Here is a 22013-nt window from a genome sequence, read left to right as displayed (position 1 = left end):
CGAAGGCAGGTGACCGATGAGAGCGTTCGTCCTGTCGAAGTACAAGACGCCCGTGCGAGACGTGAACGTGCAGGAGCCGGTCGTCGGTGCGCACGACGTACTCGTACGCGTGCAGGCCGCGGGCGTGAACCAGCTCGACGTGAAGCTCAGTCAGGGGGAGTTCGCGCTCATCCTGCCGTACCGGCTGCCGACCGCGCTGGGGCACGACCTCGCCGGAACCGTGATCCGGGTCGGAGCGGGCGTGCGCGGGTTCGCGCCCGGCGACGAGGTCTATGCACGTCCGCGCGACCACCGCATCGGCGCGTTCGCCGAGCGGATCGCCGTCGACGAGAGTGATATCGCTCGCAAGCCCGCCACTGTCTCGATGGAGGAGGCAGGGTCGTTGCCGCTGGTCGCTCTGACGGCGTGGCAGGCCCTGGTCGAGCTCGGAGGTGTGCGCCCCGGGCACAAGGTGCTCATCCATGCGGGAGCCGGAGGTGTCGGCTCGATCGCGATCCAGCTCGCGAAGCACCTCGGTGCCGAGGTCGCCACGACCGCGAGCGCCGCCAACGCCGAGTTCGTCCGTCTGCTGGGCGCCGATCACGTCATCGACTACCGGTCCCAGGACTTCGAGGAGCTTCTGGGCGGTTACGATCTGGTGCTGGACAGCCTGGGCGGGGAGAACCTCGAGAAGTCGCTCCGCATCCTGCGCCGCGGCGGCAGGACGATCGGGATCTCGGGCCCGCCGACGCCTGCGTTCGCCAGGGAGGCGGGACTGAACCCGCTGCTGCGTCTCGCTATCGGTGCGCTGAGCCGTCGCATCCGTTCTCAGGCGAAGCGGCTCGGGGTCGAGTACTCCTTCCTCTGGATGCGCGCCAGTGGTGAGCAGCTCGGCCGGATCGCCGACCTCGTCGATGGCGGCAGCATCCGTCCGGTCGTCGGCCGCGTGTTCCCGTTCGACGAGACCGTGGCCGCGCTCGACTCCCTGTCGACGGGAGGGTTCCGGGGCAAGGCCGTCATCGCCGTTCCGTGAGCGATGCGGGCCGATCGGGACGCCGTGGTGCCCCGATCGGCCGCCTCGCGGTCAGCGGGCGCTCTGCGTGAGCTGAGGGTACAGCGCCTCGAGAGGGGCGCTCAGTGCGGCTTTGACCTGGATCGACGTCTCGTCGGCGAGGACTTCGTACTCGCCTGCCTCGGTCGCGTCGAGCACTGCGGCGACCAGCGCGGCGGGGTCGAGCTTCGGGTCGGTGACGTTCGCCGCCATGGCTGTATCGACGTAGCCGACGTGCACGCCGACGACGTGCACTCCGGCCGGGGCGAGTTCGATGCGCAGCGAGTTCGTGGCGGACCACAGTGCGGCCTTGGTCGCGCTGTAGATTCCCGCGACCGCGAACCAGCTGAGGGCGGAGTGGATGTCGATGATCGCCGCGCCAGGGCGCCCGGACAGGAGGGGGGCGAACGCGCGTGCGAGGAACAGCGGTCCCAGGAAGTTGGTCTCGACGTTCGAGCGGATCTCTTCGTCCGTGTGCGAGAGGATGCCGGGGCTCGACACCGACGCTCCGGCATTGTTGATGAGCACAGTGACGTCGGAGGCTGCGGCGGCGGCCGCGGCGATCGAGGCCGGGTCGGTCACGTCGAGCGTGAGGGGGACGATGCGCTCGTCATCCCAGTCGCGAGGGGTGCGGGCGGAGGCGTAGACCTTCGCTGCACCGCGGGCGAGGGCCTGGTGGACGAAGTGCGAGCCGATGCCGCCGTTCGCGCCGGTGACGAGGACGACTGCTCCTGAGAGTGCGGGCATGATGTGAGCTTTCTGTCGAGTCACTTCGGCAGCCCCGCCGGCCGGGTCCGGTCGGCGGACGCGTGAAAGAATGAATCCGATTCTCACTCGCGCGATAGTGACTATTCTCATAACTGAGCTTGATCAGTATTTGTTCCCAGGAGGACCGATGTCGCTCGATGCAAGCCCCCTCGGACGCCGCGAGCGCAACAAGCGCGACAAGCTCGAGCGCATCACCGCCGCTGCGGGAGAGCTGTTCGCCGCGCGCGGCGTCGACGACGTCACGACGCAGGAGGTCGCCGACCGAGCGGACATCGGCACCGGCACGCTCTTCCTCTACGCCAGGACGAAGGGCGAGCTGCTGCTGCTCGTGCAGAACTCGATGTACGCCGAGGCCATCGATCGCGGCAGAGCAGACGCCGCCGGCATCGACGACGTGGTGGCTGCAGTCCTCGCCGTCGTGCGGCCGGTCGTGGAGTGCAACCGGAAGCAGATCGACAACGGACGGACCTACCTGCGGGAGATCGTGTTCGGGGATCCCGAGGAGCCGCACCATCGGGATGCGCTGGCGCTGACGGCGCAGACCGAGGAAGTCATCGCCGAGGTCATCGCGCGCACGAGCGGCGTGGGCCCCGAGGTCGCCCGCGCCCGCGCCAGGATCGTCTCGGCCGTCATGTTCCTCACGATGGCCGCCTCGATCAACGTCCACCTGTCGGTCGACGAGGTCGTCGAGGAGATCGCGGGCCAGGTGCGCACGCTGCTCGCTGTGTGAGGTGTCGGACTGCCGACGACCGGCTCCTCGTGGCTCCTTCTGTGCGGCGGACGCACGCCCCTGACGACGTCAGCCGCGCGGGCCCCAGAATGCGTCCTCCGCGGGTGCATCCTCGGAGAAGAGGTGCACCTCGACGATCTTGCCATCGTGCACGGTGAGCAGGTCGACCCCGGCCATGTCCATCGAGGTCTCCGAGCGTCGGCCGGAGAACCGCACGGGAACGGCGACGAGCTCCCCGTTGACCATGGCGGGGCCGGTGACGGCGAGCGCGAAGGTGCCGGCGGAGGTCTCCATCATGCCGCCGAGCAGCGCGCCGACGCCGTCGATGCCGGTGTGCACGCCGGAGAAGCGATGGGTGCCGGGCTGATGCCAGATGACGTCGGGGCTGAACTGCGCCATGACGGTCGGGATGTCTCCGCGGCCCAGGGCGTCGAAGTACGTGCGGGCGATGCTGGCTGGACTGAGGTCGGTCATGATTCTCTCCTTGGTAGTGGTGAGCCCATGGTTACATTCGGTAACCTGTTACCTCAACGTAACCAAGGGAGGCGGTTCCGATGGATGATCCGGTCTGGAATGTGATGCTGCCCACCTGCCCCTCCCGGACGTCGCTCGCGCGGGTGGCGAACAAGTGGACGGCGATGATCGTGATCGCGCTGAGCGACGGGCCCGCTCGGTTCGGCGCGATCCGCGAGCGCGTCGGGGGGATCAGTGCGAAGGTGCTCGCGGACACTCTCCGCGACCTGGAGCGCGACGGCCTCGTGACCCGCACTGCGTATGACGAGATGCCCCCGCGAGTCGAGTACGACCTCACGACGCTGGGGCTCACGCTGCGGGAGCCACTGACCGCGCTCGGCCGCTGGGCAGAGGGGCACATTGAAGAGGTGCTCGCTGCGCGAGACGAGTATGACCGCCGGTGAGGCGGCACGGTTCGGACGAGTGGTGGACGTAGCGCGATCCGGCGACATCAGGAGTGTGCGCGATCAGTCGCTTCCTCTTGTGTGCGTTTCAAGTCACATACTGGAGCGTGACGACCGGCATAGAACCGGCCGGGCTCCTGGATGGGACATCGGTCTCGCGGCGCGCGCGCACACGGCGGACGAGAGATATCCTCGCTCAACGTCAGGCCGGGACGGCCCGGGGGAGCGGTTCAGAAACGCTTCTCGCCAGAAAAAGCGGAAACCCCCGCCATGTAGAAGCTAGGCGAGGGTTCCTAAGGTGACTGTAATGATCACCCTGTGGCTCCGACGGGCGTCGATCCCGTGACCTCACGATTTTCAGTCGTGCGCTCTACCAACTGAGCTACAGAGCCGTGCGACCGGCGAACCTGTCGCATCTAGACGAAAGGCCCTCTTCGAAGAAAAGGGCCCGTCGCTTAGAGCGACCCTGACGGGACTTGAACCCGCGACCTCCGCCGTGACAGGGCGGCACGCTAACCAACTGCGCTACAGGGCCATACTTGTTTTCAATTGTATCGGAAGGAGTGACCCCAACGGGATTCGAACCCGTGCTACCGCCGTGAAAGGGCGGCGTCCTAGGCCGCTAAACGATGGGGCCGAAGTCAGTCCCAGGGGACTTCCTTGCCGACGCTCAAGCATAAGGGAAGATCCGAGCAAAACGCGAATCGAGGGCGAGCCTGCTGCCTCCCGGGCGTGTTCAGGAGGACGATGGACTCGTATCGCTGTGCTCGCTGATGCTGTCCGCCACCTGGTGCGGATGTGAAAGATGTTGTTAGTGTGGCATTTGTGAAACCGGCGGAAGGGGCCGTGTGAACGACAAGCACTCCACGCTGGATGCTGCCGCGGCGGCATCCGACGATTGCGGCTGCGCGCCCACGCCCGCCGAGAGCAAGGCTTTCTGGCAGAAGGGCTCTCTGACGCGCCGCAGCGCCATCAGTCTCGGTGCTCTCAGCGTCGTCGCGCTCAGCGCCTTCGGTGTCACCTCCGGTGTGACCGCCGCCTATGCCGCGTCGTACCCGAGCTGGGACGACGTCCAGAACGCCATGAAGAACGAGGCCGCCAAGGCCAACGAGGTCAAGCGCATCGAGGGGCTCATCCAGAGCCTCACCCAGAAGGTCGCCGACACCCAGGCCCAGGCCCAGATCGCCTCAGACGCCTACTACGTCGCCCAGCAGGAGTTCTTCGACGCCATCCGCGTCGCCGAGGAGCTGCAGACGCAGGCCGACGCGCAGGCCGCGATCGCCGACGAGGCGGCCACCAAGGCCGGTCAGGTCGCCGCCCAGCTGTACCGGAACGGCGGGGACGACACCTCGCTCGAGCTGTTCTTCGCCGGCTCCGCCGACAACGCCGACGAGTTGCTCTCGCGCCTCGGCACGATGGACAAGCTCCTCGAGTACAACCAGTCGGTCTACGACAACGCGGTCGCCGCCCGCAACTCGGCGCAGTCGCTGAGCGATCAGGCCGTCGTCGCGCGCACCGAGCGCGACCGCCTGCAGCAGGTCGCCGAACAGAAGATGGTCGAGGCCCAGGCCGCCGCGGATGCCGCCCAGGCCGCTCTCGACGAGCAGACCGAGAACCTCGCCACCATGGAGGCTCAGCTCGCCGCCCTCAAGAGCAAGACGGCGACCACGGTCGCCAGCTACAAGGAGGGCGTGCGCAAGGCCGAAGAGGAGCGCAAGCGTCGGGAAGCCGCAGAGGCCGCAGCCAACGCCGGAGGCAACGACGGCGGCAGCAGCGGCGGTGGTGGCAGCCCCGGTCGCGGCGGCTGGGTGCGCCCGCACGGCGGCCACCGCAGTTCCGGATACGGTCCTCGTACGCCGATCTGCGACTCCGGCGGATGCTCCTCGAGCTACCACTACGGCGTCGACCTCGCCAACGGCTGCGGGGCGGCGATCTACGCCGCGCACTCCGGCACCGTCGATGCCGCTTTCTACAACGGCGGCTACGGCAACTACATCCGCATCCAGCACGGCGGAGGCATCGCGACCGGGTACGCGCACATCAAGCCCGGCGGCTACGCGGTGCGCAGCGGCCAGTGGGTCGAGGCCGGTCAGGTCATCGCCTACGCGGGGAACACCGGCGGGTCGTTCGGATGCCACCTCCACTTCGAGGTCTACATCAACGGCGGCTACACCAACCCCATCAACTTCATGGCGGGCAAGGGCGTCTCGGTCTGAGCATCCTTCCGTCACGCACGAGACCCCCGGCCGCTGAGCGGAACCGGGGGTCTCGTGCGTCGGGCCGATGGCCCGGCTGGCAGGTGTCAGTGGCCCTGCTCGCCGAAGCGGACGATCGCCTCGTCGAGGATGCGCTGCGCCTCCGCGGCGTCGCCCCACTCGTCGACCTTGACCCACTTGTTGGGCTCGAGGTCCTTGTAGTGCTCGAAGAAGTGCGCGATCTCCTTCTTGGTGTACTCGGCGATGTCGCCGATGTCCTGGATGTGGGCCCAGCGGGGGTCCTTCGACAGGACGGCGACGAGCTTGTCGTCTCCACCGGCCTCGTCGCTCATCTTCAGCACGGCGACGGGGCGGACCTCGACGACCACGCCCGGGTAGATGGCGTGGTCGAGCAGGACGAGCACGTCGAGCGGGTCGCCGTCCTCGCCGAGCGTGTTGTCGAAGTAGCCGTAGTCGGCCGGGTATCCGAAGGTCGTGTAGAGCACGCGGTCGAGGTGCACTCGTCCGGTCTCGTGGTCGACCTCGTACTTCACGCGGCTGCCGCGCGGGATCTCGATGACGGCGTCGTGTGCGCCCATGCGTGTGCTCCTCAGAAAAGACGGGTGGATGCCGCGCACTAGCCTACCCGCGGGGCGCTCCCCGGCGAGTCGCCGCCTGCGCGGTGCCCGCCGATCCTCCGGAGCACCTTGGTGACCACGCCGCTGAGCAGCAGGACCAGGAGACCCGCGTAGCCGTAGGGCTGGACGAACACGGCGATGGCCAGCGCGATCAGGAACAGGATGATCGCCGCGAGGTCGCCGATCACCCCGGCCCGCGCGACTTCGGCAGGCGTGGTTGTGAGCTCGGGATGGCGCAGCAGGTACAGCCAGCCGGCCAGCGTGGTCACCTGCGTGAGGATGAGGGTGCCGATGTACACGACGGCCTGCAGGGCATCCGTGTCCATCTGACCGATCATCGCAGTGGGCACCGGCAGCCAGACGATCGTGGCCATCCAGGCGACGTTGATCCAGAGCAGCGGGCCCGTGACCCGTTCCACATCGCGGTACTGACGATGGTGGCCCATCCAGAACGTCGCGATGAGAACGAAGCTCAACCCGAAGCTCAGCAGCTGTCCGGAGTGCTCGGTGAAGAACTCGGCAGTGGTCAGCCTGTCGCCAGCGGCCTCGGACACGGACTCCATCAGGGGCAGGATCAGCAGCGTCATCGCGATGGCGACGACCGCGTCGACGAACGCCTTGAACCGCTCGGTCCGGAACCTCAGCACTTGTTCAGTCACGGCGCCAGGCTAGCGTGGGCGTGTGCCCTCACTCTCACCCGCCATCGCCGAGATCCGCCTGGCCGTGCGCACCGCGCTCGCCGATCTGCCGGAGGGCTCGACGGTGGTCGTCGCGCTCTCGGGGGGAGCCGACTCGCTCGCGCTCGCCGCGGCGACCGCGTTCGAAGCGCCGAAGCGGGGGATCCGTGTGGGGACGCTGACCGTCGATCACGGGCTGCAGGACGGGTCGGATGAGGTCGCCTCGCGCGCTACGCAGACGGCAACCGCGCTCGGCCTGGGCGCGTTGATCGTGCGGGTCGACGTGGGAGGCGAGGGCGGTCCCGAGGCCGCGGCACGTGAGGCGCGCTACGGGGTGCTTGCGGATGCCGCTGCAGACGTGAAGGCCTCGGCGGTGCTCCTCGGTCATACGCTCGACGACCAGGCCGAAACCGTGCTGCTCGGGCTCGCCCGCGGCTCCGGAGCCGCGAGCCTGCAGGGCATGGCGGCTACGCGCACCGACGACGACGGCCTCCGCTGGGTGCGCCCGCTCCTGGGCGTGCGTCGCGCGACGACGCGGGCGTTCTGCGCGGCATCCGGGATCGAGGTCTGGGACGACCCGCACAACACCGACGACAGGTTCGCCAGGGTGCGAGTGCGCGAGCGGGTGCTGCCGGTGCTGGAGTCCGAGCTCGGTCCCGGCATCGCCGAGGCGCTCGTCCGCACTGCCGAACAGCTGCGCGAGGACGCCGAGGCGTTCGACGAGATGATCCACGAGACGATCGAGGACATCGTCGAGCATGCGGAGGCCGGGATCTCGGTGAGCGTTGCAGCCCTCGCGGCCAACCCCGCGGCACTGCGCAACCGGATCATCCGCCTCGTGGTCGACAGCGAGTTCGGCGTGAGCCTCACCCGGCTGCAGACGCTGGAGGTGGCGAGGCTCGTGACGGACTGGTCGGGTCAGGGGCCGATCGACCTGCCGGGGTGCTCGGCTGCCCGCGCCGGCGGGCGGATCGTGTTCACCGCGCGGTAGAGACGACACTGCGGCCCCTCGAGGGAGGCCGCAGTGGTGAGTCTCGATGCCGTCTGCTACTTCTTGCCGCCGCCGAGGAGGCCGCCGAGGATGTCGCCGATGCCTCCGCCGCCGGACGACGAGTTCCCGCCGCCGAGGAGTCCGCCGAGGATGTCGCCGATGCCGCCGCCGCCCGAGGAGCCGCTGGAGGAGTGGCCGCCGCCGAGGAGTCCGCCGATCACGTCGCCGATCCCGCCGCCACCGGAGGGTGCCTCCGCCGAACCGGAGCTCGGGGACTTGCCCTTGTTCGCGTTGGCGATCAGGCCCATCACGATCGGTGCGAGGATCGGCAGCAGCTTTCCGAAGTCGATGCCGGCGGTGTCTTTGGACTCGGTGAGCTTCTGCGTCACCTTCTCCTTGTCGTCGCCGAGGATGTGCGAGACGATCTTGCCGCCGTCGGCCTGATCGATGTCGTCGACCTTCGCAGCCCCTGCCGTTCCCTCGTGGCGCTTCAGTGCGTCCTCGATGGCAGACGAGCCTTCGGGTGTGGAGGCGTTCTTGGCGAGGCCGCCCAGCAGCACCGCGCCGCCCTGCTCGACGGCCGTCTTCGCGACGTCGGGGGAGACCCCGAGTTTCGCGGCGATGTCGTCGATCGGGACCTGCGCGAGGATGTCGTCGAGAGCCATGGGAAGTTCCTTCCGTCAGGGGCGTCCGCCCGTCACACCGCCCAGAGTAGTGCGGATGCTGCGGGCGCACCCGGAATACTGCGCGCCCCGCGCGGATCCGTGGCGGGAGCATCGATGTGCGTCACCTAAAATCGATCCATGCGCGCCGCGGAAATCCAGGACGACCTTGACCAGATCCTCGTGACAGAGGAGGAGATCCTCGCCAAGCTCGACTCGCTCGCCGCTCAGGTCGCGATCGACTACGAGGGGAAGGACCTCATCCTGGTCGGCGTGCTCAAGGGCGCCGTCATGGTCATGGCCGACTTCGCGAGGGCGCTGCCCTTCCACGCCCCGATGGACTGGATGGCCGTGTCGAGCTACGGCGCGAGCACGAAGTCCAGCGGCGTCGTGCAGATCCGTAAGGACCTCGACACCGACCTGAACGGCAAGCACGTCCTGATCGTCGAGGACATCATCGACTCCGGACTCACTCTCAGCTGGCTTCTGGAGAACTTCGGATCGCGCGGCGCCGAGTCGATCGAGGTGCTGGCGCTGCTGCGCAAGCCGGAGGCTGCGAAGGTGGTCATCGACTGCAAGTACGTCGGCTTCGACATCCCCACCGACTTCGTAGTCGGGTACGGCCTGGACTACGACGAGCGCTACCGCAACCTCCGCGACGTCGCGGTCCTGGCGCCCCACGTCTACAGCTGAACCGCCTCTGCCGACACCGCTACGCCGTGGGTGAACGCACAGCGGCCACCTAGGGCGTGCGCGATACGCTGATCCGACCATGGATGTCAAGAAGCTCACTCGGAATCCGCTGATCTACGTCGCTCTGATCGGTCTGCTGCTCTTCGGCGGCTTCCTGCTGATCTCGAACCTCGGCGCGCCGAAGCAGATCACGACCCAGGAGGGTCTGAAGCTCCTCGCCGGCGAGTCCGTCACCGAGGTCGTCACCACCGACGGCGACCAGCGGGTGGACATGACGCTGTCGAAGGCGTTCGAGGGCTCGGAGAACGTGCAGTTCTACTACGTCGAGGCTCGCGCCGACGAGGTCGTGAAGGCGATCAATGACGCCGACCCGAAGGACGGCTTCAACGATGCCGTGCCGCGTGCGACCTGGTTCGACGGCATCCTCTCGCTCCTGCTCCCGCTGGTGCTGCTCGGCCTGCTGTTCTGGTGGCTGCTGTCCTCGATGCAGGGCGGCGGCGGCAAGGTCATGCAGTTCGGCAAGTCCAAGGCCAAGCTCGTGAACAAGGAGACGCCGACGGTCACCTTCGCCGACGTCGCCGGTGCGGACGAGGCCATCGAGGAGCTCCACGAGATCAAGGAGTTCCTGCAGGACCCGGGCAAGTTCCAGGCCATCGGCGCTCGCATCCCGAAGGGCGTGCTCCTGTACGGCCCTCCAGGAACCGGCAAGACGCTGCTCGCCCGCGCGGTCGCCGGCGAGGCGGGAGCCCCGTTCTACTCGATCTCGGGTTCGGACTTCGTCGAGATGTTCGTCGGTGTCGGCGCATCGCGAGTCCGCGACCTGTTCAATGTGGCCAAGGAGAACTCTCCCGCCATCATCTTCATCGACGAGATCGACGCGGTCGGCCGTCACCGAGGCGCCGGCATGGGCGGCGGAAACGACGAGCGGGAGCAGACGCTCAACCAGATGCTCGTCGAGATGGACGGCTTCGACCCGAACGCGAACGTCATCGTGATCGCCGCGACGAACCGTCCCGACATCCTCGACCCCGCACTGCTGCGCCCCGGCCGCTTCGACCGTCAGATCGGCGTCGACGCGCCCGACCTCCGCGGTCGTCAGAAGATCCTCGAGGTGCACAGCAAGGGAAAGCCGCTGGCCAAGAGCGTCGACCTCGAGGTCGTCGCCCGCAAGACTCCCGGCTTCACGGGTGCAGACCTCGCCAACGTCCTGAACGAGGCCGCGCTGCTGACCGCCCGCTCCAACGCGCAGCTGGTCGACAACCGCGCCCTCGATGAGGCCATCGACCGTGTGATCGCCGGCCCCCAGCGTCGCACGCGTGTGATGAAGGACAAGGAGAAGCTGATCACCGCCTACCACGAGGGTGGTCATGCGCTCGCGGCGGCGGCGATGAACTACACCGACCCGGTGACGAAGATCACGATCCTTCCGCGCGGCAAGGCGCTCGGCTACACGATGGTGCTGCCGCTGGATGACAAGTACTCGGTGACGCGCAACGAGCTGCAGGACCAGCTCACCTACGCGATGGGCGGCCGAGTCGCGGAGGAGATCGTCTTCCACGACCCGACGACCGGCGCGTCCAACGACATCGAGAAGGCGACCTCGATCGCCCGCAAGATGGTGATCGAATACGGGATGACGACGCAGGTCGGTCCGGTCAAGCTCGGCTCCGAGGGCGGCGACATGTTCGTCGCGCGCGACATGGGCCGCGGCCGGGAGTACTCCGAGAAGGTCGCCGAGCGGGTGGACGCCGAGGTGCGGGCGCTCATCGAGCAGGCGCACAACGAGGCATACGAGGTGATCAGCGCGAACCGCGAGATCCTCGACCGACTCGCGCTCGCCCTCCTCGAGGAGGAGACGCTGGACCACAACCAGATCGCGGAGATCTTCACCGAGATCAAGAAGCTCCCCGAGCGTCCCCTCTGGCTCTCCAGCGAGGCTCGGCCCGTGTCGGAGCGCCCGCCGATCGAGGTTCCCAAGAAGGACGTCTCGCTGGCGGCGACCGTCGAGGCGCCGGCAGCGGCACCGCGCACGCAGTCCGGCTCGGCGGGCGCCGGGCAGGCTCGACCTGCGACGGCCTGAGTCGTGGCAGTCGACCGCGCACGCGTCGAGCGGCTCACGCGGGAACTGCTCGAGGCGATCGGGGAGGATCCCGACCGCCCCGGTCTGAAGCAGACGCCGGCGCGGATGGGAGACCTGTACGCGGAGTTCTTCTCCGGAGTGGGAGAGGATGCCGGGGCGCCGCTCGCACACACGATCAGCGTCACGCGGGGCCCCGCCCCTGACACGCTCGCGTCCGGCGCGGTGCTGCTGAGAGACATCCGATTCCGCTCTGTGTGCGAGCACCATCTGCTGCCGTTCGCCGGTCGCGCGCACATCGCGTACCTGCCGGGCGAGCAGGTCGTCGGGCTCGGCGCCCTGGTGCGGGTCGTCGAGATCCTCGCCACTCGTCCTCAGGTGCAGGAGCGCCTGGGCGAGCAGATCGCCGACACGATCGCGGAGCACCTCGACACCCGCGGCGTGCTCGTGGTGCTGGACGCGAGCCACGGCTGCGTGACCATGCGCGGCGGGCGACAGCCCGAGGCCTCGACCCTGACGATCGCAGCCCGCGGCGAGTACACCGAGCCGATCGCACGCGCTGAGCTCATCGCCCTGATCGGCGCCTCCGGTGCAGGGGCGGCGCACGGATGACCGGCATCTGGGGCATCGTGAACGTCACTCCTGACTCGTTCAGCGACGGCGGGCGCTACCTCGACGTGGACCGCGCTGTCGAGCACGGCCTGCGGATGCGTGCGGACGGCGCCACGGTGCTGGATGTCGGCGGGGAGTCGACGAGGCCTGGTGCCGAGCGGGTCGGAGCCGATGCCGAGCAGGAGCGGGTTCTCCCCGTCATCGAGCGGCTCGTCGCCGCCGGAGCGCCCGTCAGCATCGACACGCTCAACGCCTCGACCGCCGCCGCTGCCGTCCGCGCGGGAGCGCGCATCGTCAACGACGTCTCCGGAGGTCTGGCCGACGCCGACATGCTCGCCGTCGTCGCGGGGTCGGGCGCGGACTATGCCATCGGTCACTGGCGCGGATTCTCCGACGACATGTACGCCCGCGCCGAGTACCACCGGCCGGCCCGCGAGGTGGCCGGGGAGCTGCAAGAGCGGGTCAGCGCGGCAGCAGCCGCAGGGATCGCCCCCTCCCGCCTGATCATCGATCCCGGCATCGGGTTCGCGAAGGCTGGTGCCCAGAATTGGGATGTGCTGCGCGGTCTCGACGAGATCGTCGCCCTCGGGCCGCGCGTGCTCGTCGGGACGTCGCGCAAGCGGTTCCTCGCCGAGACGCTGCTGCGGGTGCACACCGACGCCGAGGTGTCGGAGGCCCGCCGCGACCTGGCGACGGCCGTGACCAGCGCCCTGGCAGCACGCGCGGGCGTCTGGGCCGTCAGGGTGCACGACGTCTGCGCGACCCGCGACGCCCTCGCCATCGCTCACGCCTGGGAAGGATGACCATGGGAACCCTCGACGAGATCGTCCTCACCGGCCTGACGGTGTTCGGCCGGCACGGCGTCTACGACCACGAGCGCGAGAACGGGCAGGAGTTCACGATCGATCTGCGCCTGAGGATGCCGTTGCGGGATGCCGCGGCATCCGATGACGTGGTCGACACCGTGCACTACGGCGAGCTGGCGGAGCGGGTGGCGGCCGTCGTCGCCGGTGAGCCGGTGAACCTGATCGAGACCCTTGCCGAGCGCATCGCGGAGGTGGCGCTCGACGATCGTCGGGTGCAGGAGGTCTCGGTCACCGTGCACAAGCCGCATGCCCCGATCGCCCTCGCCTTCTCGGACGTCGCCGTGACCGTGCACCGGTCGCAGCAGCACTCGATCGCGGAGGAGTCGCGATGAGCAGGAACCTAGCCAATCCGCCGAGCGTCCCCGGCCCCCGTCCCGGTCGCGAGGAGGCGGTCGCGGTCGTCGCGTTGGGCGCCAACCTCGGCGACCGCGAGGCGGCGATCCGGGCGGCCGCGGAACGCATCGCCCGCCTTCCTCTCGTCAGCGATGTCAGGCTGTCGTCGCTCGTCGAGACCGTGGCCCTGCGCCTCGACGGCCCAGACCCCGACGCGCCGGGGTACGTCAACGCGGTGGCGCTCGTGAGGACGCGACTCGCCCCGTCGATCCTGCTCGGGATGCTGCACGCCATCGAAGACGAGCACGGCCGTCAGCGCCATGAGCGCTGGGGCGATCGCACGCTCGACCTCGATCTGATCGCCTACGGCGACGAGTCCTCGGACGACGAGAATCTGCAGCTGCCGCATCCGCGCGCAGCCGAGCGGCTCTTCGTCCTCGAGCCGTGGTTCGAGCTCGACCAGCGCGCGACGCTCCCCGGGCACGGCCCGATCGCGGACCTCATCGCCGGGCTGCGTGCGGAGGACCCGTCGTGAAGCGCACCTCCGTAGGGGTCCTCGTCGTCCTGGCCGTGCTCGCCGGCGCCGGCGGGTTCGTGCTCGACCACGTGCTGACGGCCATGGGACGGACGACCTTCACGCCGTCGCTGCTGCTTCCGGTGCTGCTGCTGCTCATCGGGGCGGCCTCCCTGGGGGTCGCGTGGCCGGTGCGCGCGAGCGTGCGCGACGGCATCCGCATCGACCCGTTCCGCGCCACCAGGGCGGTCACCCTCGCCCGCGCCTCCAGCCTGCTCGGCGCGATCATGGCAGGCTTCGGTGCCGGACTGTTCGCGTTCCTCCTGTCGAGGCCGATCGATCCCCCGGTAGGGTCGACTGTGGCGATGCTGGCGCTGATCGGAAGTGCGATCGTGCTCGTCGTCGCCGCGCTCGTCGCCGAACAGTTCTGCACACTGCCGAAGGATCCTGATGACTCAGAACCCACAGATCGAGCCGGGGACCCCGGCCCCGCTGAATTCGGCGGAGGTCACTGACCTCGGTGCCCTGGACCGGGGCACGTACTCCCAGCTGCGCACCGCGCGCAGTGATGCGAGGCTCGAGCTCGACGGGTCGTGGCACCAGATCTCGCCGCGCTACGTCGTCTCGCAGGTCGTGCAGAACGCGATCTTCATCGCGGTCGTGCTGGCCGTCGCGGCCGTCCTCGCCCTGTGGCTGGAGCAGACCTGGGTGTGGATCCCTGCCGGCGTGATCATCCTCATCACGCTGCTGACCCTCGTGATCCTGCCCCGACAGGCCAAGGCCATCGGATACATGCTCCGCGCGGACGACATCGTCTTCCGCAAGGGCATCCTCTGGCAGCGGATGATCGCCGTGCCCTACGGGCGCATGCAGCTCGTGGACATCACGCAGGGTCCGCTCGACCGTGCCTTCGGCGTCTCGCAGCTCAAGATGGTGACCGCGGCGGCCACCACCGGCGTGCAGATCCCCGGACTCGCCCAGGCTGCGGCCGAAGCCCTGCGCGACACGCTCATCGAGGTCGCCGAGACCCGTCGGACGGGCCTGTGAGCGACCAGCAGCACCCGGCACCCGCATCCGCCTCCACATCCGGAGAGCAGGGCGGCGTGCGTCTGGAGAACGCGACGCTCGCCGACGGCGAGTGGCATCGGATGCATCCGCTCACCCCGCTCTTCAAGGGCGGGCTGGCGCTGATCATCATCGCGGGTATCGCGATCGCGAACCTGCGTGACCGGCTGATCGCCTGGTTCGTCGACCTCTTCACTCCCGAGGAGGCGCACTATGACGACTACAACGGCGGCGACCCCGTCGACTGGGTCCTCTCGAACAACCTCATCCTGGTCGTGCTGCTCGGCGTGCTCGTGCTCGTCGTCGTGCTCGTGGCGATCTTCTGGTTCATCTGGCGATTCCAGCAGTTCCGCATCACCGGCGACCACGTCGAGGTGCGCAAGGGCATCGTCTTCCGCTCGCACCGCCGCGCTCCGCTGGACCGCGTGCAGGGCGTGAACCTGACGCGCCCGTTCCCGGCGCGCATCATCGGCCTCGCGAAGCTCGAGGTCGCAGGCGCCGGCACCGATTCCAACGTCGAGCTCGAGTACCTCGCGACCGCTCGGGCGGAGGCGGTGCGGTCAGACATCCTCCGTCTCGCCTCCGGAGCGCGGGCCGCGCGGCAGTCGTCGCTCGGCGTGGCCGCCGGTGCCCAGCCGATCCCGCAGCCGGGATCGCCAGCACCCGGCGCACCCGGATCCATCCGTGGACAGCTCGTCGGCTCGATGAACGAGGGCGTCAACGGTCTGCTCGCCGGAGTGGACCTCGCCGACGTCGAGCCGGAGAGCGTCGTCAAGATCCCGACCGGTCGACTCATCGGATCCCAGGCGATCTCGGGCCTGCTGTGGCTGGTGCTCTTCGGAGTGATCTTCGGCATCGCGATCGGCTCCATGGCCATCGCCTCGATGGTCGACGACGATCCTATCGAGGGCCTCCTCGGTCTCGGCATCAGTCTCGGCATCGGGATCCCGATGATCATCGCCGTCGTGGGTATCACCTGGGCGCAGATCTCGAAGTCGCTGCGATACTCGATCGCCCCGACGCGGGACGGCGTGCGGATCACTTACGGCCTGCTGACCACGGTCACCGAGACCCTGCCTCCCGGCCGGATCTTCGCGGTCGAGGTCACGCAGTCGCTGCTGTGGCGTCCGTTCGGCTGGTGGACCATCAGGATCAACCGCATGAGCGGCAAGAGCGCCGCGCAGCAGTCGTCCGGCTCCGCCCAACAGTTCAGCGTCGTGCTCCCCGTGGGCAAGCGGGCGGACGTCGAGCGCGTGCTCGCGCTGATCCTTCCGGATGCGCCGGTCGCCGACATTCCGCTCGTCTGGGAGCACGGCATCCTCGGTCCCGTCGACGGCGATCCGTACCGCACGATCCCGCGCCGCGCCTGGTGGCGGCGACCGCTGTCCTGGAAGCGCCATGGGTACGCGCTGACGGAGTTCGGACTCCTGCTGCGCCGCGGCATCGTGTGGCGCAAGCTCGCGATCTTCCCGCTCGCCCGACTGCAGGGGGTGTCGCTGTCACAGGGGCCGATCGACCGTGCGCAGCGCGTATCGGGAGCTCAGGTGCACTCGGTGCAGGGGCTCATCACCGGGTACCTCTCAGGTCTCGAGCGCGACGACGCGCTGCACCTCATCGACAGCGTCAGCGCTGCGGCGGCAGCGGCGGCGGCTAGGGACCACACCCACCGCTGGGGTGAGTACGTGACGGATGCCGACGGGGCACAGGTGCCGGGCGGATACCCCGGAGCAGCGACCGGGCCGCGTCCGCCTGCGCCTCCGGTGGGTCCGCCTGCGCCTCCGGTGGGTCAGCCTGCGCCTCCGGTTGCTCCGCCTGCGCCTCCGGTGGGTCCGCCTGCGCCTCCGGTGGGTCCGCCTGCGCCTCCGGTCGCTCCTCCCGCGCCCCCGGCTCCGAACGGTGAGTGATCCGTCGCGCCGAGACGGGCGACTCGGCGTCGGCATCATCGGCGCCGGCCGCGTGGGTCCGGTGATCGGGGCGGCCCTCGCCGGTGCGGGTCATGCCGTCACCGGCATCACGAGCGGGTCGGACGATGATCGCGCGTCGGCGGTGCTCCCTGACGTGCCCGTGCTGGATGCGCTCGAAGTGGTGCGCCGCAGCGAGCTCGTGGTCGTCGCCGTGCCGCACGACCAGCTGCCGTCACTGATCGCCGGTATCGCCGAGGTCGGCGGCTGGCAGCTCGGTCAGCTCGTGCTGCACACCGACCCCGGCTACGGCATCGAGGTCCTGCGGCCCGCGGCGGAGAGTGGGGCGATCCCCCTCGCCGTGCATCCCGCCATCACATTCACGGGCACCACGATCGACCTCCGTCAGCTCCAGGCCGGCTATGCCGCCGTGACGGCGCCGCCGGCGGTGCTGCCGATCGCGCAGGCTCTCGCGGTGGAGATCGGATGCGAGCCAGTGGTCATCGCCGAAGCCGATCGCGCGGCCTACGCGGATGCGATCCAGACCGCGACCGAGTTCTCCCGCTCGATCATCGCCCAGTCGATCACCCGCCTCGGTGACATCGGGGTGGAGAACCCCGGAGGATACCTCTCCGCGCTGGTGCAGTCGACGGTCGAGCGCGCGCTGCGCGACGCCTCGGCCCCGCTGCTGTGAGGTCAGCGGCCGCCGGAGAAGCCGCCGCCGCCCCCACCGCCGGAGAACCCGCCGCCGAACGACCCGCCGGCGCTCGATGAGCTTCCCGCGCTGGGCGCGGAGTACGACGCGGCGGCGTGCGACGTCGCGGCGAACGCGACGAGCTGCCCGCGGACGAACGGCGCGTTCGGATCGCCGATCCACGAGGCCCCGCGCTGCTCGTACGCGTACACGCTCTCGAGCACCGCACCCCACTCGTCCTCCATGCCGAACAGCATCGCGTAGGGGAGGAGGCGCTCGTACACGACGATCACGTTCGCACTGCCGTCGGTGCGCCGCTCGGCGCCGGTGTACGACTGCAGCATCTGCAGGCGATCGGCCTCCGCGACCCGGATGAACTCCTTCACGCCGAGGAGGTACTCGTACTGGCGAGCGCCCTCGGGGGTGAGCACGGTGTGCTTCGAGAAGCTGTAGAGGCACGACAGCAGCACGAGGAAGACGCCGAAGGCGATCGCGACGAAGGCGGGGATCGCCGTGACTCGTCCGGCGATGAGCCCCCAGAGTCCCAGCGCGAAACCGGCCAGCACGACCGCGATCGCGCACCACTGCACCACCATCGCCGCGCGGCTGCGCTCCTTCGTCGTGAGTCCGCGTGACGCCGCGGCAGCCACGCCGCTCTGGGCGAGCGTCTTCATGCGCGCGGCGAACGTCTCGCTCTCCGCGGGAAGGTCCGCCACGCCGTCCGCATCCGCCTCGGCGAAGAGGGCATCCATCGCCTCGCCGTCGAGCTGGTCGGGGATCCGACCACCCTGAAGTCGTCGGAGGCGCGGCTGCTCCGGCTCCGGGCCCTCTTCGATACGCAAGGCTCCACGCACGGCGAGATGCACGATCTCGGCGGGGATGGCATCCTTCGATCCCGGGACGACAGCGGCCGCGATCAGCGGCGGCAGGAAGTCTGGCACGTCGTACTGGGCGATGACGAGGCCGCTCGCGCGTCGACGCGACCGCCGGAACGACGACACCGCGAACCAGCTGCCGACCGCGAGTCCGAGGCCCCCCACCGCGGCGATGGCCGGCACCGTGTCGGTGACCGGGTCCGGCCGGCGAGCGGTGGGTTGCAGGGCGGTCCCGGACTCGAAGCCGACGGCGACGGTGACGCCTTCGCCGGCGGACAGCTCCGTCGCCTCGACGCTGTACCTGGAACCGTCGGCGGACGGCGCCAGGTCGCACTCGTCGCGCGAGCCCGACGGTCCGATGTAGCAGCGCCTGTTGCCGTTCAGCCGCTCGGTGAGGGCGGGATCGAATTCGACATCCGCGCGGAAGGACTCGATCCCCTGGGTGCTGTCGAGGGGCAGGAGGTCCCAGTAGAACTCGTCGACGCCGGAGTCGGCGGCGATGATGACATCCCGCATCTCGTACTCGATGACGTAGGTGGTGAGGCCCCGGACGTAGTCGTCGTCCCCGGTCAGGATGTAGAGCAGGCCGTCGTCCTCGTCGGTCTCGTACGGCACGGGCGTACCGGCGTCATCGGTGACGGAGAGTACGGTGACATCGAGCCAGGCGTCCTCGTACGTCATCGGGAGCCCACGGACGATGCCCTTGTTCTGGTCGGCGTCGGGGAAGCGCGCGGTCAGCGTCTCGGTGACGTGCATGTCCGCCCGACCCTCGTCGTCGAGGCCGACCTCGAACACGGACTCCCAGGATGCGTACGAGAAGTCGTCGACATCGGTGCTCGCGGCCGCGGTCGCCGGTGCTCCCGCGACCGGAGTGATGAGGGCGGCCACGGCGAGGGCGGCAACGCTCATCGCGCGGACGGGGGAGGGGACTCGGCGGTGGGATGCCATATTCCGAGGCTACCCAGACGATGCCGCAGGGTGGGGCATCGGACCTCGGTAAACTGGACTCGACTTTCAAGGAGCCCCCGAATGACTGACGCGTCTTCCGCGCCCGAGCCGGCCACCGCCGCCACCGAAGAAGAGGTCCACGAGCAGAAGGCCGTGCGTCTCGCGAAGCGCGCGCGTCTGATCGCCGATCGTGCGGATGCGGGTGGCGGCGCCTTCCCGGTCGGAGTCCCTGTGACGCACCAGATCCCCGCGCTGCGCGAGGAGTACGGCGACCTCGAGGCGGGTGCCGAGACCGGCGTCGTCGTCGGCGTGGCCGGTCGCGTCGTCTTCAGCCGCAACACCGGCAAGCTCTGCTTCGCCACCCTCCAGGCCGGTGACGGCTCGCGCATCCAGGCGATGATCTCGCTCGCGAATGTGGGAGAGGAGTCGCTGGCCGACTGGAAGGAGTACGTCGACCTGGGCGACCATGTCTTCGTGCACGGCGAGGTCATCTCGAGCCGCCGCGGCGAGCTGTCGATCATGACCGACGAGTGGGCGATCGCGTCCAAGGCGATCCTCCCGCTGCCCAACGCCTATTCGGAGCTCAGCGAAGAGGGTCGGGTCCGCAGCCGCTACCTCGATCTGATCGTGCGCGAGCAGGCACGCAGCACCGTCCGCGCCCGCGCGGCTGTGAACGCCAGCCTCCGCGCGACGTTCGGGAGCCACGACTACCTCGAGGTCGAGACGCCGATGCTGCAGGTGCAGCACGGTGGCGCCTCTGCGCGTCCCTTCGTCACGCACTCGAACGCCTTCGACACCGAGCTGTATCTGCGCATCGCACCGGAGCTGTACCTGAAGCGTGCCGTCGTCGGCGGTATCGAGCGGGTGTACGAGATCAACCGCAACTTCCGCAACGAGGGCGCGGACTCCACGCACAGCCCTGAGTTCGCGATGCTCGAGGCCTACCAGGCGTACGGCGATTACAACCAGATGGCCGCGCTCACGCAGGAGCTCGTGCAGCAGGCCGCGATCGCTGTCGCGGGATCGACGACTGTCACCTGGGCCGACGGCACCGAGTACGACCTCGGCGGCGAGTGGGACCGCATCTCGATGTACGAGTCGCTGTCGGCGGCGTCAGGGCGCACCGTCACCCCGCAGGACTCGGTCGAGGACCTCATCGCCTTCGCCGAGGCGAACGGTGTGGACCTCCCCGCCCAGGCCACGCACGGCAAGCTCGTCGAAGAGCTGTGGGAGCACTTCGTCAAGGGCGACCTCGTGCGTCCGACCTTCGTGATGGACTTCCCGGTCGATACCTCGCCTCTCGTGCGCGAGCACCGCTCGATCGAGGGTGTCGTGGAGAAGTGGGACCTGTACATCCGCGGGTTCGAACTGGCCACCGGATACTCCGAGCTGGTCGATCCGGTCATCCAGCGCGAGCGTTTCGTAGAGCAGGCGAAGCTGGCCGCCCGAGGAGACGTGGAGGCCATGCCCGTCGACGAGGAGTTCCTGCGCGCTCTCGAGCACGGCATGCCGCCGTCCGGCGGCATGGGCATGGGCATCGACCGCCTGCTGATGGCGATCACCGGTCTCGGCATCCGCGAGACGATCCTCTTCCCGCTGGTCAAGTAGCGTCGGCGGCGCCGCGGCGGAACGCCCACTCGGGCAGCACCGCGGCGCTGATCATCGTCTCGAGCAGGGCCGCGAGCCCGTACTCGGGGTCGATCGCGCGCACCAGGTCGAGGTAGTGAGCGGCGTGACTGGAGCGCCCCAGCGCCCACGAGAGCCAGGCCGCAGCGGTGAGGGGCGCCGGTCTCGATGCTCGCGGCGCGCGGGCCGCGACGAACCGCGCGAGCGTGAGGGCGGTCCGGATCCGCTCGGGGTCGGGGGCCGGGCCCCTGCCGAGGAAGATGTCTCCGAGGTCGTCGGGGAACGCCTCGCCCTCGCCGGCGAACGCGAGCTGGGAGCGCAGGGTGCGCATGCCGCCGGAGATGTCGGTCGCCCACTGCGTCAGCGCGACGTCGCGGAAGATCGGTCTGTCGAGACACCAGAGCAGCGCCGCGGTGGCGAAGGGCGGCAGCTCGTCGGGGGAACTGAGCACCGACTCGAAGAACGCCGGAAGGTCCTCGAGCAGCACCAGAGCGGCGATCGCCTGCGGGTCGGTCCGCGCGGTGCCGCGGGGTGCGCCGTCGAGCAGCGCGGACACCTCGAGCAGGGCTCGTCCGACACGCTCCTTCGCAGCGAGGTCCGTCGATTCGAGACGTGCACCGGCGAGGTGGTCGCCCGAGACATCGCCGATGCCAGGCACCGATGGTGGCTCGTGGTCGAGGACGTGGAGCTCTGGATCGTCCGCCAGATAGCTCGACCACCCGTCGGCCGTCACACACAGGGCGTCGACGATGCGGAGCCCGGCGTCGTCGGCTCGTCCGAGCATCTCGTCGACCTCGACGGCGAACGGCAGGACCAGGCCGTCGCGAGTCGCGTGGGCCTGATCGTCGGTGTAGACCACGACGGCGACGGCATCCGTCCCCTCGATGCGGGAGACGAGACCGATCGCAGCGTCCGCGTACTCCGAGAGGGCGACGTCGTCCCGGGGGAGATCGAGGCGCATCGCGCCGTGTGTGCGTGTGCCGTGGAAGGGGAGGAGCACGAGGCTCTCGGTCGGGGTGAAGCCCGCCAGGGAGGGGACGATGCTGAGGAACTCAGCGGAGCCGGAGGCTCGGAGCAGGGTTGTCATCCCGAGAGTGTCTTCGCCCGGCGGGCGCAGCAGGGCGGATCCACAGCGCGCGCACCCGGATCGGGAGGTCCGGCGGATGTGCAGGAGCAGTGGGGCTCCCGCGGGCGGGGTCGC

At 69.2% G+C, this 22013-nt stretch carries 23 protein-coding genes and 3 tRNA genes; 16 read left to right on the top strand and 10 right to left on the bottom strand.

All coding sequences use genetic code 11. From position 1 onward, the window contains the following. Positions 1 to 16 precede the first annotated feature (16 nt). Positions 17 to 1012: an NADP-dependent oxidoreductase gene (locus BLW44_RS15655; protein ID WP_060926392.1), complete on the top strand. Its 996-nt coding sequence runs from the start codon at positions 17 to 19 to the stop codon at positions 1010 to 1012. A gap of 51 nt (positions 1013 to 1063) precedes the next feature. On the opposite strand, the gene BLW44_RS15650 is transcribed toward BLW44_RS15655, so the two are convergent. Then, the gene (locus tag BLW44_RS15650; protein WP_060926391.1) at positions 1064 to 1777 is read right to left on the bottom strand and encodes an SDR family oxidoreductase; all 714 of its coding nucleotides are present in this window, start codon (positions 1775 to 1777) and stop codon (positions 1064 to 1066) included. A gap of 148 nt (positions 1778 to 1925) precedes the next feature. On the opposite strand from BLW44_RS15650, the gene BLW44_RS15645 reads away from it, so the two are divergent. Continuing rightward, positions 1926 to 2528, top strand: a complete 603-nt coding sequence (locus tag BLW44_RS15645) for a TetR/AcrR family transcriptional regulator (protein WP_060926390.1) — start codon at positions 1926 to 1928, stop codon at positions 2526 to 2528. A gap of 69 nt (positions 2529 to 2597) precedes the next feature. Here the strand turns inward: BLW44_RS15645 and BLW44_RS15640 are convergent, their stop codons facing one another. Continuing rightward, complete coding sequence (locus tag BLW44_RS15640) at positions 2598 to 3002, bottom strand: nuclear transport factor 2 family protein (protein ID WP_060926389.1); 405 nt, start codon at positions 3000 to 3002, stop codon at positions 2598 to 2600. Between the two features lie 80 nt (positions 3003 to 3082). On the opposite strand from BLW44_RS15640, the gene BLW44_RS15635 reads away from it, so the two are divergent. Next, the gene (locus tag BLW44_RS15635; protein WP_060926388.1) at positions 3083 to 3445 is read left to right on the top strand and encodes a winged helix-turn-helix transcriptional regulator; all 363 of its coding nucleotides are present in this window, start codon (positions 3083 to 3085) and stop codon (positions 3443 to 3445) included. A gap of 319 nt (positions 3446 to 3764) precedes the next feature. Here BLW44_RS15635 and BLW44_RS15630 read toward each other — a convergent pair. The 3 genes from BLW44_RS15630 to BLW44_RS15620 all read right to left on the bottom strand — a co-directional run bounded on the left by BLW44_RS15630 (position 3765) and on the right by BLW44_RS15620 (position 4082). Further along, positions 3765 to 3837, bottom strand: a tRNA-Phe gene (locus BLW44_RS15630). Positions 3838 to 3906: 69 nt separating this feature from the next. Then, positions 3907 to 3980, bottom strand: a tRNA-Asp gene (locus BLW44_RS15625). A 29-nt stretch (positions 3981 to 4009) separates the two neighbouring features. Further along, positions 4010 to 4082, bottom strand: a tRNA-Glu gene (locus tag BLW44_RS15620). Between the two features lie 211 nt (positions 4083 to 4293). Here BLW44_RS15620 and BLW44_RS15615 point away from each other — a divergent pair. Beyond that, a complete protein-coding gene (locus BLW44_RS15615; protein ID WP_060926387.1) occupies positions 4294 to 5661 on the top strand; it encodes a M23 family metallopeptidase in 1368 nt (455 codons plus the stop codon). A gap of 86 nt (positions 5662 to 5747) precedes the next feature. Here the strand turns inward: BLW44_RS15615 and BLW44_RS15610 are convergent, their stop codons facing one another. Further along, positions 5748 to 6239: an inorganic diphosphatase gene (locus BLW44_RS15610; RefSeq protein WP_060926386.1), complete on the bottom strand. Its 492-nt coding sequence runs from the start codon at positions 6237 to 6239 to the stop codon at positions 5748 to 5750. A 38-nt stretch (positions 6240 to 6277) separates the two neighbouring features. Then, a complete protein-coding gene (locus BLW44_RS15605) occupies positions 6278 to 6937 on the bottom strand; it encodes a TMEM175 family protein (protein WP_060926385.1) in 660 nt (219 codons plus the stop codon). Positions 6938 to 6959: 22 nt separating this feature from the next. Here BLW44_RS15605 and tilS point away from each other — a divergent pair, with 22 nt between their 5' ends. After that, complete coding sequence (gene tilS / locus BLW44_RS15600; protein WP_060926384.1) at positions 6960 to 7946, top strand: tRNA lysidine(34) synthetase TilS; 987 nt, start codon at positions 6960 to 6962, stop codon at positions 7944 to 7946. Positions 7947 to 8002: 56 nt separating this feature from the next. Here the strand turns inward: tilS and BLW44_RS15595 are convergent, their stop codons facing one another. Then, positions 8003 to 8611 (bottom strand): DUF937 domain-containing protein, encoded by a 609-nt coding sequence (locus BLW44_RS15595; RefSeq protein WP_060926383.1) that lies wholly within the window; start codon positions 8609 to 8611, stop codon positions 8003 to 8005. Positions 8612 to 8749: 138 nt separating this feature from the next. Here BLW44_RS15595 and hpt point away from each other — a divergent pair, with 138 nt between their 5' ends. The 10 genes from hpt (at position 8750) to BLW44_RS15545 (ending at position 17363) form a co-directional block, all read left to right on the top strand. Further along, positions 8750 to 9301: a hypoxanthine phosphoribosyltransferase gene (hpt, locus tag BLW44_RS15590; protein ID WP_060926382.1), complete on the top strand. Its 552-nt coding sequence runs from the start codon at positions 8750 to 8752 to the stop codon at positions 9299 to 9301. A 79-nt stretch (positions 9302 to 9380) separates the two neighbouring features. Then, positions 9381 to 11381 carry an ATP-dependent zinc metalloprotease FtsH gene (gene ftsH / locus BLW44_RS15585; protein ID WP_060926381.1) on the top strand — a complete coding sequence of 667 codons (2001 nt, stop codon included), beginning with the start codon at positions 9381 to 9383 and terminating at the stop codon, positions 11379 to 11381. 3 nt (positions 11382 to 11384) lie between these two features. Next, positions 11385 to 11990: a GTP cyclohydrolase I gene (folE, locus tag BLW44_RS15580; protein ID WP_060926380.1), complete on the top strand. Its 606-nt coding sequence runs from the start codon at positions 11385 to 11387 to the stop codon at positions 11988 to 11990. Beyond that, positions 11987 to 12793 (top strand): dihydropteroate synthase, encoded by an 807-nt coding sequence (folP, locus tag BLW44_RS15575; protein WP_060926379.1) that lies wholly within the window; start codon positions 11987 to 11989, stop codon positions 12791 to 12793. The genes folE and folP overlap by 4 nt, the downstream gene beginning before the upstream one ends. A gap of 2 nt (positions 12794 to 12795) precedes the next feature. Further along, a complete protein-coding gene (gene folB, locus BLW44_RS15570; RefSeq protein ID WP_060926378.1) occupies positions 12796 to 13188 on the top strand; it encodes a dihydroneopterin aldolase in 393 nt (130 codons plus the stop codon). Continuing rightward, positions 13185 to 13724: a 2-amino-4-hydroxy-6-hydroxymethyldihydropteridine diphosphokinase gene (gene folK, locus BLW44_RS15565; RefSeq protein ID WP_060926377.1), complete on the top strand. Its 540-nt coding sequence runs from the start codon at positions 13185 to 13187 to the stop codon at positions 13722 to 13724. The genes folB and folK overlap by 4 nt, the downstream gene beginning before the upstream one ends. Beyond that, complete coding sequence (locus BLW44_RS15560; RefSeq protein ID WP_060926376.1) at positions 13721 to 14218, top strand: DUF3180 domain-containing protein; 498 nt, start codon at positions 13721 to 13723, stop codon at positions 14216 to 14218. Before folK ends, BLW44_RS15560 begins: the two co-directional genes overlap by 4 nt. Beyond that, positions 14154 to 14750 carry a PH domain-containing protein gene (locus BLW44_RS15555; protein WP_060926375.1) on the top strand — a complete coding sequence of 199 codons (597 nt, stop codon included), beginning with the start codon at positions 14154 to 14156 and terminating at the stop codon, positions 14748 to 14750. The genes BLW44_RS15560 and BLW44_RS15555 overlap by 65 nt, the downstream gene beginning before the upstream one ends. Further along, positions 14747 to 16672: a PH domain-containing protein gene (locus tag BLW44_RS15550; protein WP_082724492.1), complete on the top strand. Its 1926-nt coding sequence runs from the start codon at positions 14747 to 14749 to the stop codon at positions 16670 to 16672. The genes BLW44_RS15555 and BLW44_RS15550 overlap by 4 nt, the downstream gene beginning before the upstream one ends. After that, a complete protein-coding gene (locus BLW44_RS15545; protein ID WP_060926374.1) occupies positions 16665 to 17363 on the top strand; it encodes a DUF2520 domain-containing protein in 699 nt (232 codons plus the stop codon). Before BLW44_RS15550 ends, BLW44_RS15545 begins: the two co-directional genes overlap by 8 nt. A 2-nt stretch (positions 17364 to 17365) precedes the next feature. On the opposite strand, the gene BLW44_RS15540 is transcribed toward BLW44_RS15545, so the two are convergent. Continuing rightward, positions 17366 to 19186, bottom strand: coding sequence for a DUF2207 domain-containing protein (locus BLW44_RS15540; RefSeq protein ID WP_060926373.1), 1821 nt, complete (start codon positions 19184 to 19186; stop codon positions 17366 to 17368). A gap of 81 nt (positions 19187 to 19267) precedes the next feature. On the opposite strand from BLW44_RS15540, the gene lysS reads away from it, so the two are divergent. Next, on the top strand, positions 19268 to 20794 hold the full coding sequence (gene lysS / locus BLW44_RS15535) for a lysine--tRNA ligase (protein WP_060926372.1): 1527 nt from the start codon (positions 19268 to 19270) through the stop codon (positions 20792 to 20794). Here the strand turns inward: lysS and BLW44_RS15530 are convergent. After that, positions 20787 to 21899 (bottom strand): DUF4192 family protein, encoded by a 1113-nt coding sequence (locus tag BLW44_RS15530; protein ID WP_060926371.1) that lies wholly within the window; start codon positions 21897 to 21899, stop codon positions 20787 to 20789. The two genes, lysS and BLW44_RS15530, sit on opposite strands and share 8 nt — an antisense overlap. Between the last annotated feature and the right edge of the window lie 114 nt (positions 21900 to 22013).

Origin of the sequence: Microbacterium hydrocarbonoxydans, from assembly GCF_900105205.1 — a bacterium.
GTDB lineage: Bacteria > Actinomycetota > Actinomycetes > Actinomycetales > Microbacteriaceae > Microbacterium > Microbacterium hydrocarbonoxydans.
This window is presented reverse-complemented; position numbering and strand designations above follow the sequence as displayed.

Excerpts from the sequence above, each read along its gene's own strand:
- BLW44_RS15640 (WP_060926389.1), bottom strand. The coding sequence starts at position 3,002 with ATGACCGACCTCAGTCCAGCCAGCATCGCCCGCACGTACTTCGACGCC.
- folB (WP_060926378.1), top strand. The coding sequence starts at position 12,796 with ATGGGAACCCTCGACGAGATCGTCCTCACCGGCCTGACGGTGTTCGGC.
- BLW44_RS15540 (WP_060926373.1), bottom strand. The coding sequence starts at position 19,186 with ATGGCATCCCACCGCCGAGTCCCCTCCCCCGTCCGCGCGATGAGCGTT.
- BLW44_RS15610 (WP_060926386.1), bottom strand. The coding sequence starts at position 6,239 with ATGGGCGCACACGACGCCGTCATCGAGATCCCGCGCGGCAGCCGCGTG.
- lysS (WP_060926372.1), top strand. The coding sequence starts at position 19,268 with ATGACTGACGCGTCTTCCGCGCCCGAGCCGGCCACCGCCGCCACCGAA.
- folP (WP_060926379.1), top strand. The coding sequence starts at position 11,987 with ATGACCGGCATCTGGGGCATCGTGAACGTCACTCCTGACTCGTTCAGC.
- BLW44_RS15530 (WP_060926371.1), bottom strand. The coding sequence starts at position 21,899 with ATGACAACCCTGCTCCGAGCCTCCGGCTCCGCTGAGTTCCTCAGCATC.
- BLW44_RS15595 (WP_060926383.1), bottom strand. The coding sequence starts at position 8,611 with ATGGCTCTCGACGACATCCTCGCGCAGGTCCCGATCGACGACATCGCC.
- folK (WP_060926377.1), top strand. The coding sequence starts at position 13,185 with ATGAGCAGGAACCTAGCCAATCCGCCGAGCGTCCCCGGCCCCCGTCCC.
- hpt (WP_060926382.1), top strand. The coding sequence starts at position 8,750 with ATGCGCGCCGCGGAAATCCAGGACGACCTTGACCAGATCCTCGTGACA.
- BLW44_RS15650 (WP_060926391.1), bottom strand. The coding sequence starts at position 1,777 with ATGCCCGCACTCTCAGGAGCAGTCGTCCTCGTCACCGGCGCGAACGGC.
- BLW44_RS15635 (WP_060926388.1), top strand. The coding sequence starts at position 3,083 with ATGGATGATCCGGTCTGGAATGTGATGCTGCCCACCTGCCCCTCCCGG.
- ftsH (WP_060926381.1), top strand. The coding sequence starts at position 9,381 with ATGGATGTCAAGAAGCTCACTCGGAATCCGCTGATCTACGTCGCTCTG.
- BLW44_RS15655 (WP_060926392.1), top strand. The coding sequence starts at position 17 with ATGAGAGCGTTCGTCCTGTCGAAGTACAAGACGCCCGTGCGAGACGTG.
- BLW44_RS15645 (WP_060926390.1), top strand. The coding sequence starts at position 1,926 with ATGTCGCTCGATGCAAGCCCCCTCGGACGCCGCGAGCGCAACAAGCGC.
- BLW44_RS15555 (WP_060926375.1), top strand. The coding sequence starts at position 14,154 with ATGACTCAGAACCCACAGATCGAGCCGGGGACCCCGGCCCCGCTGAAT.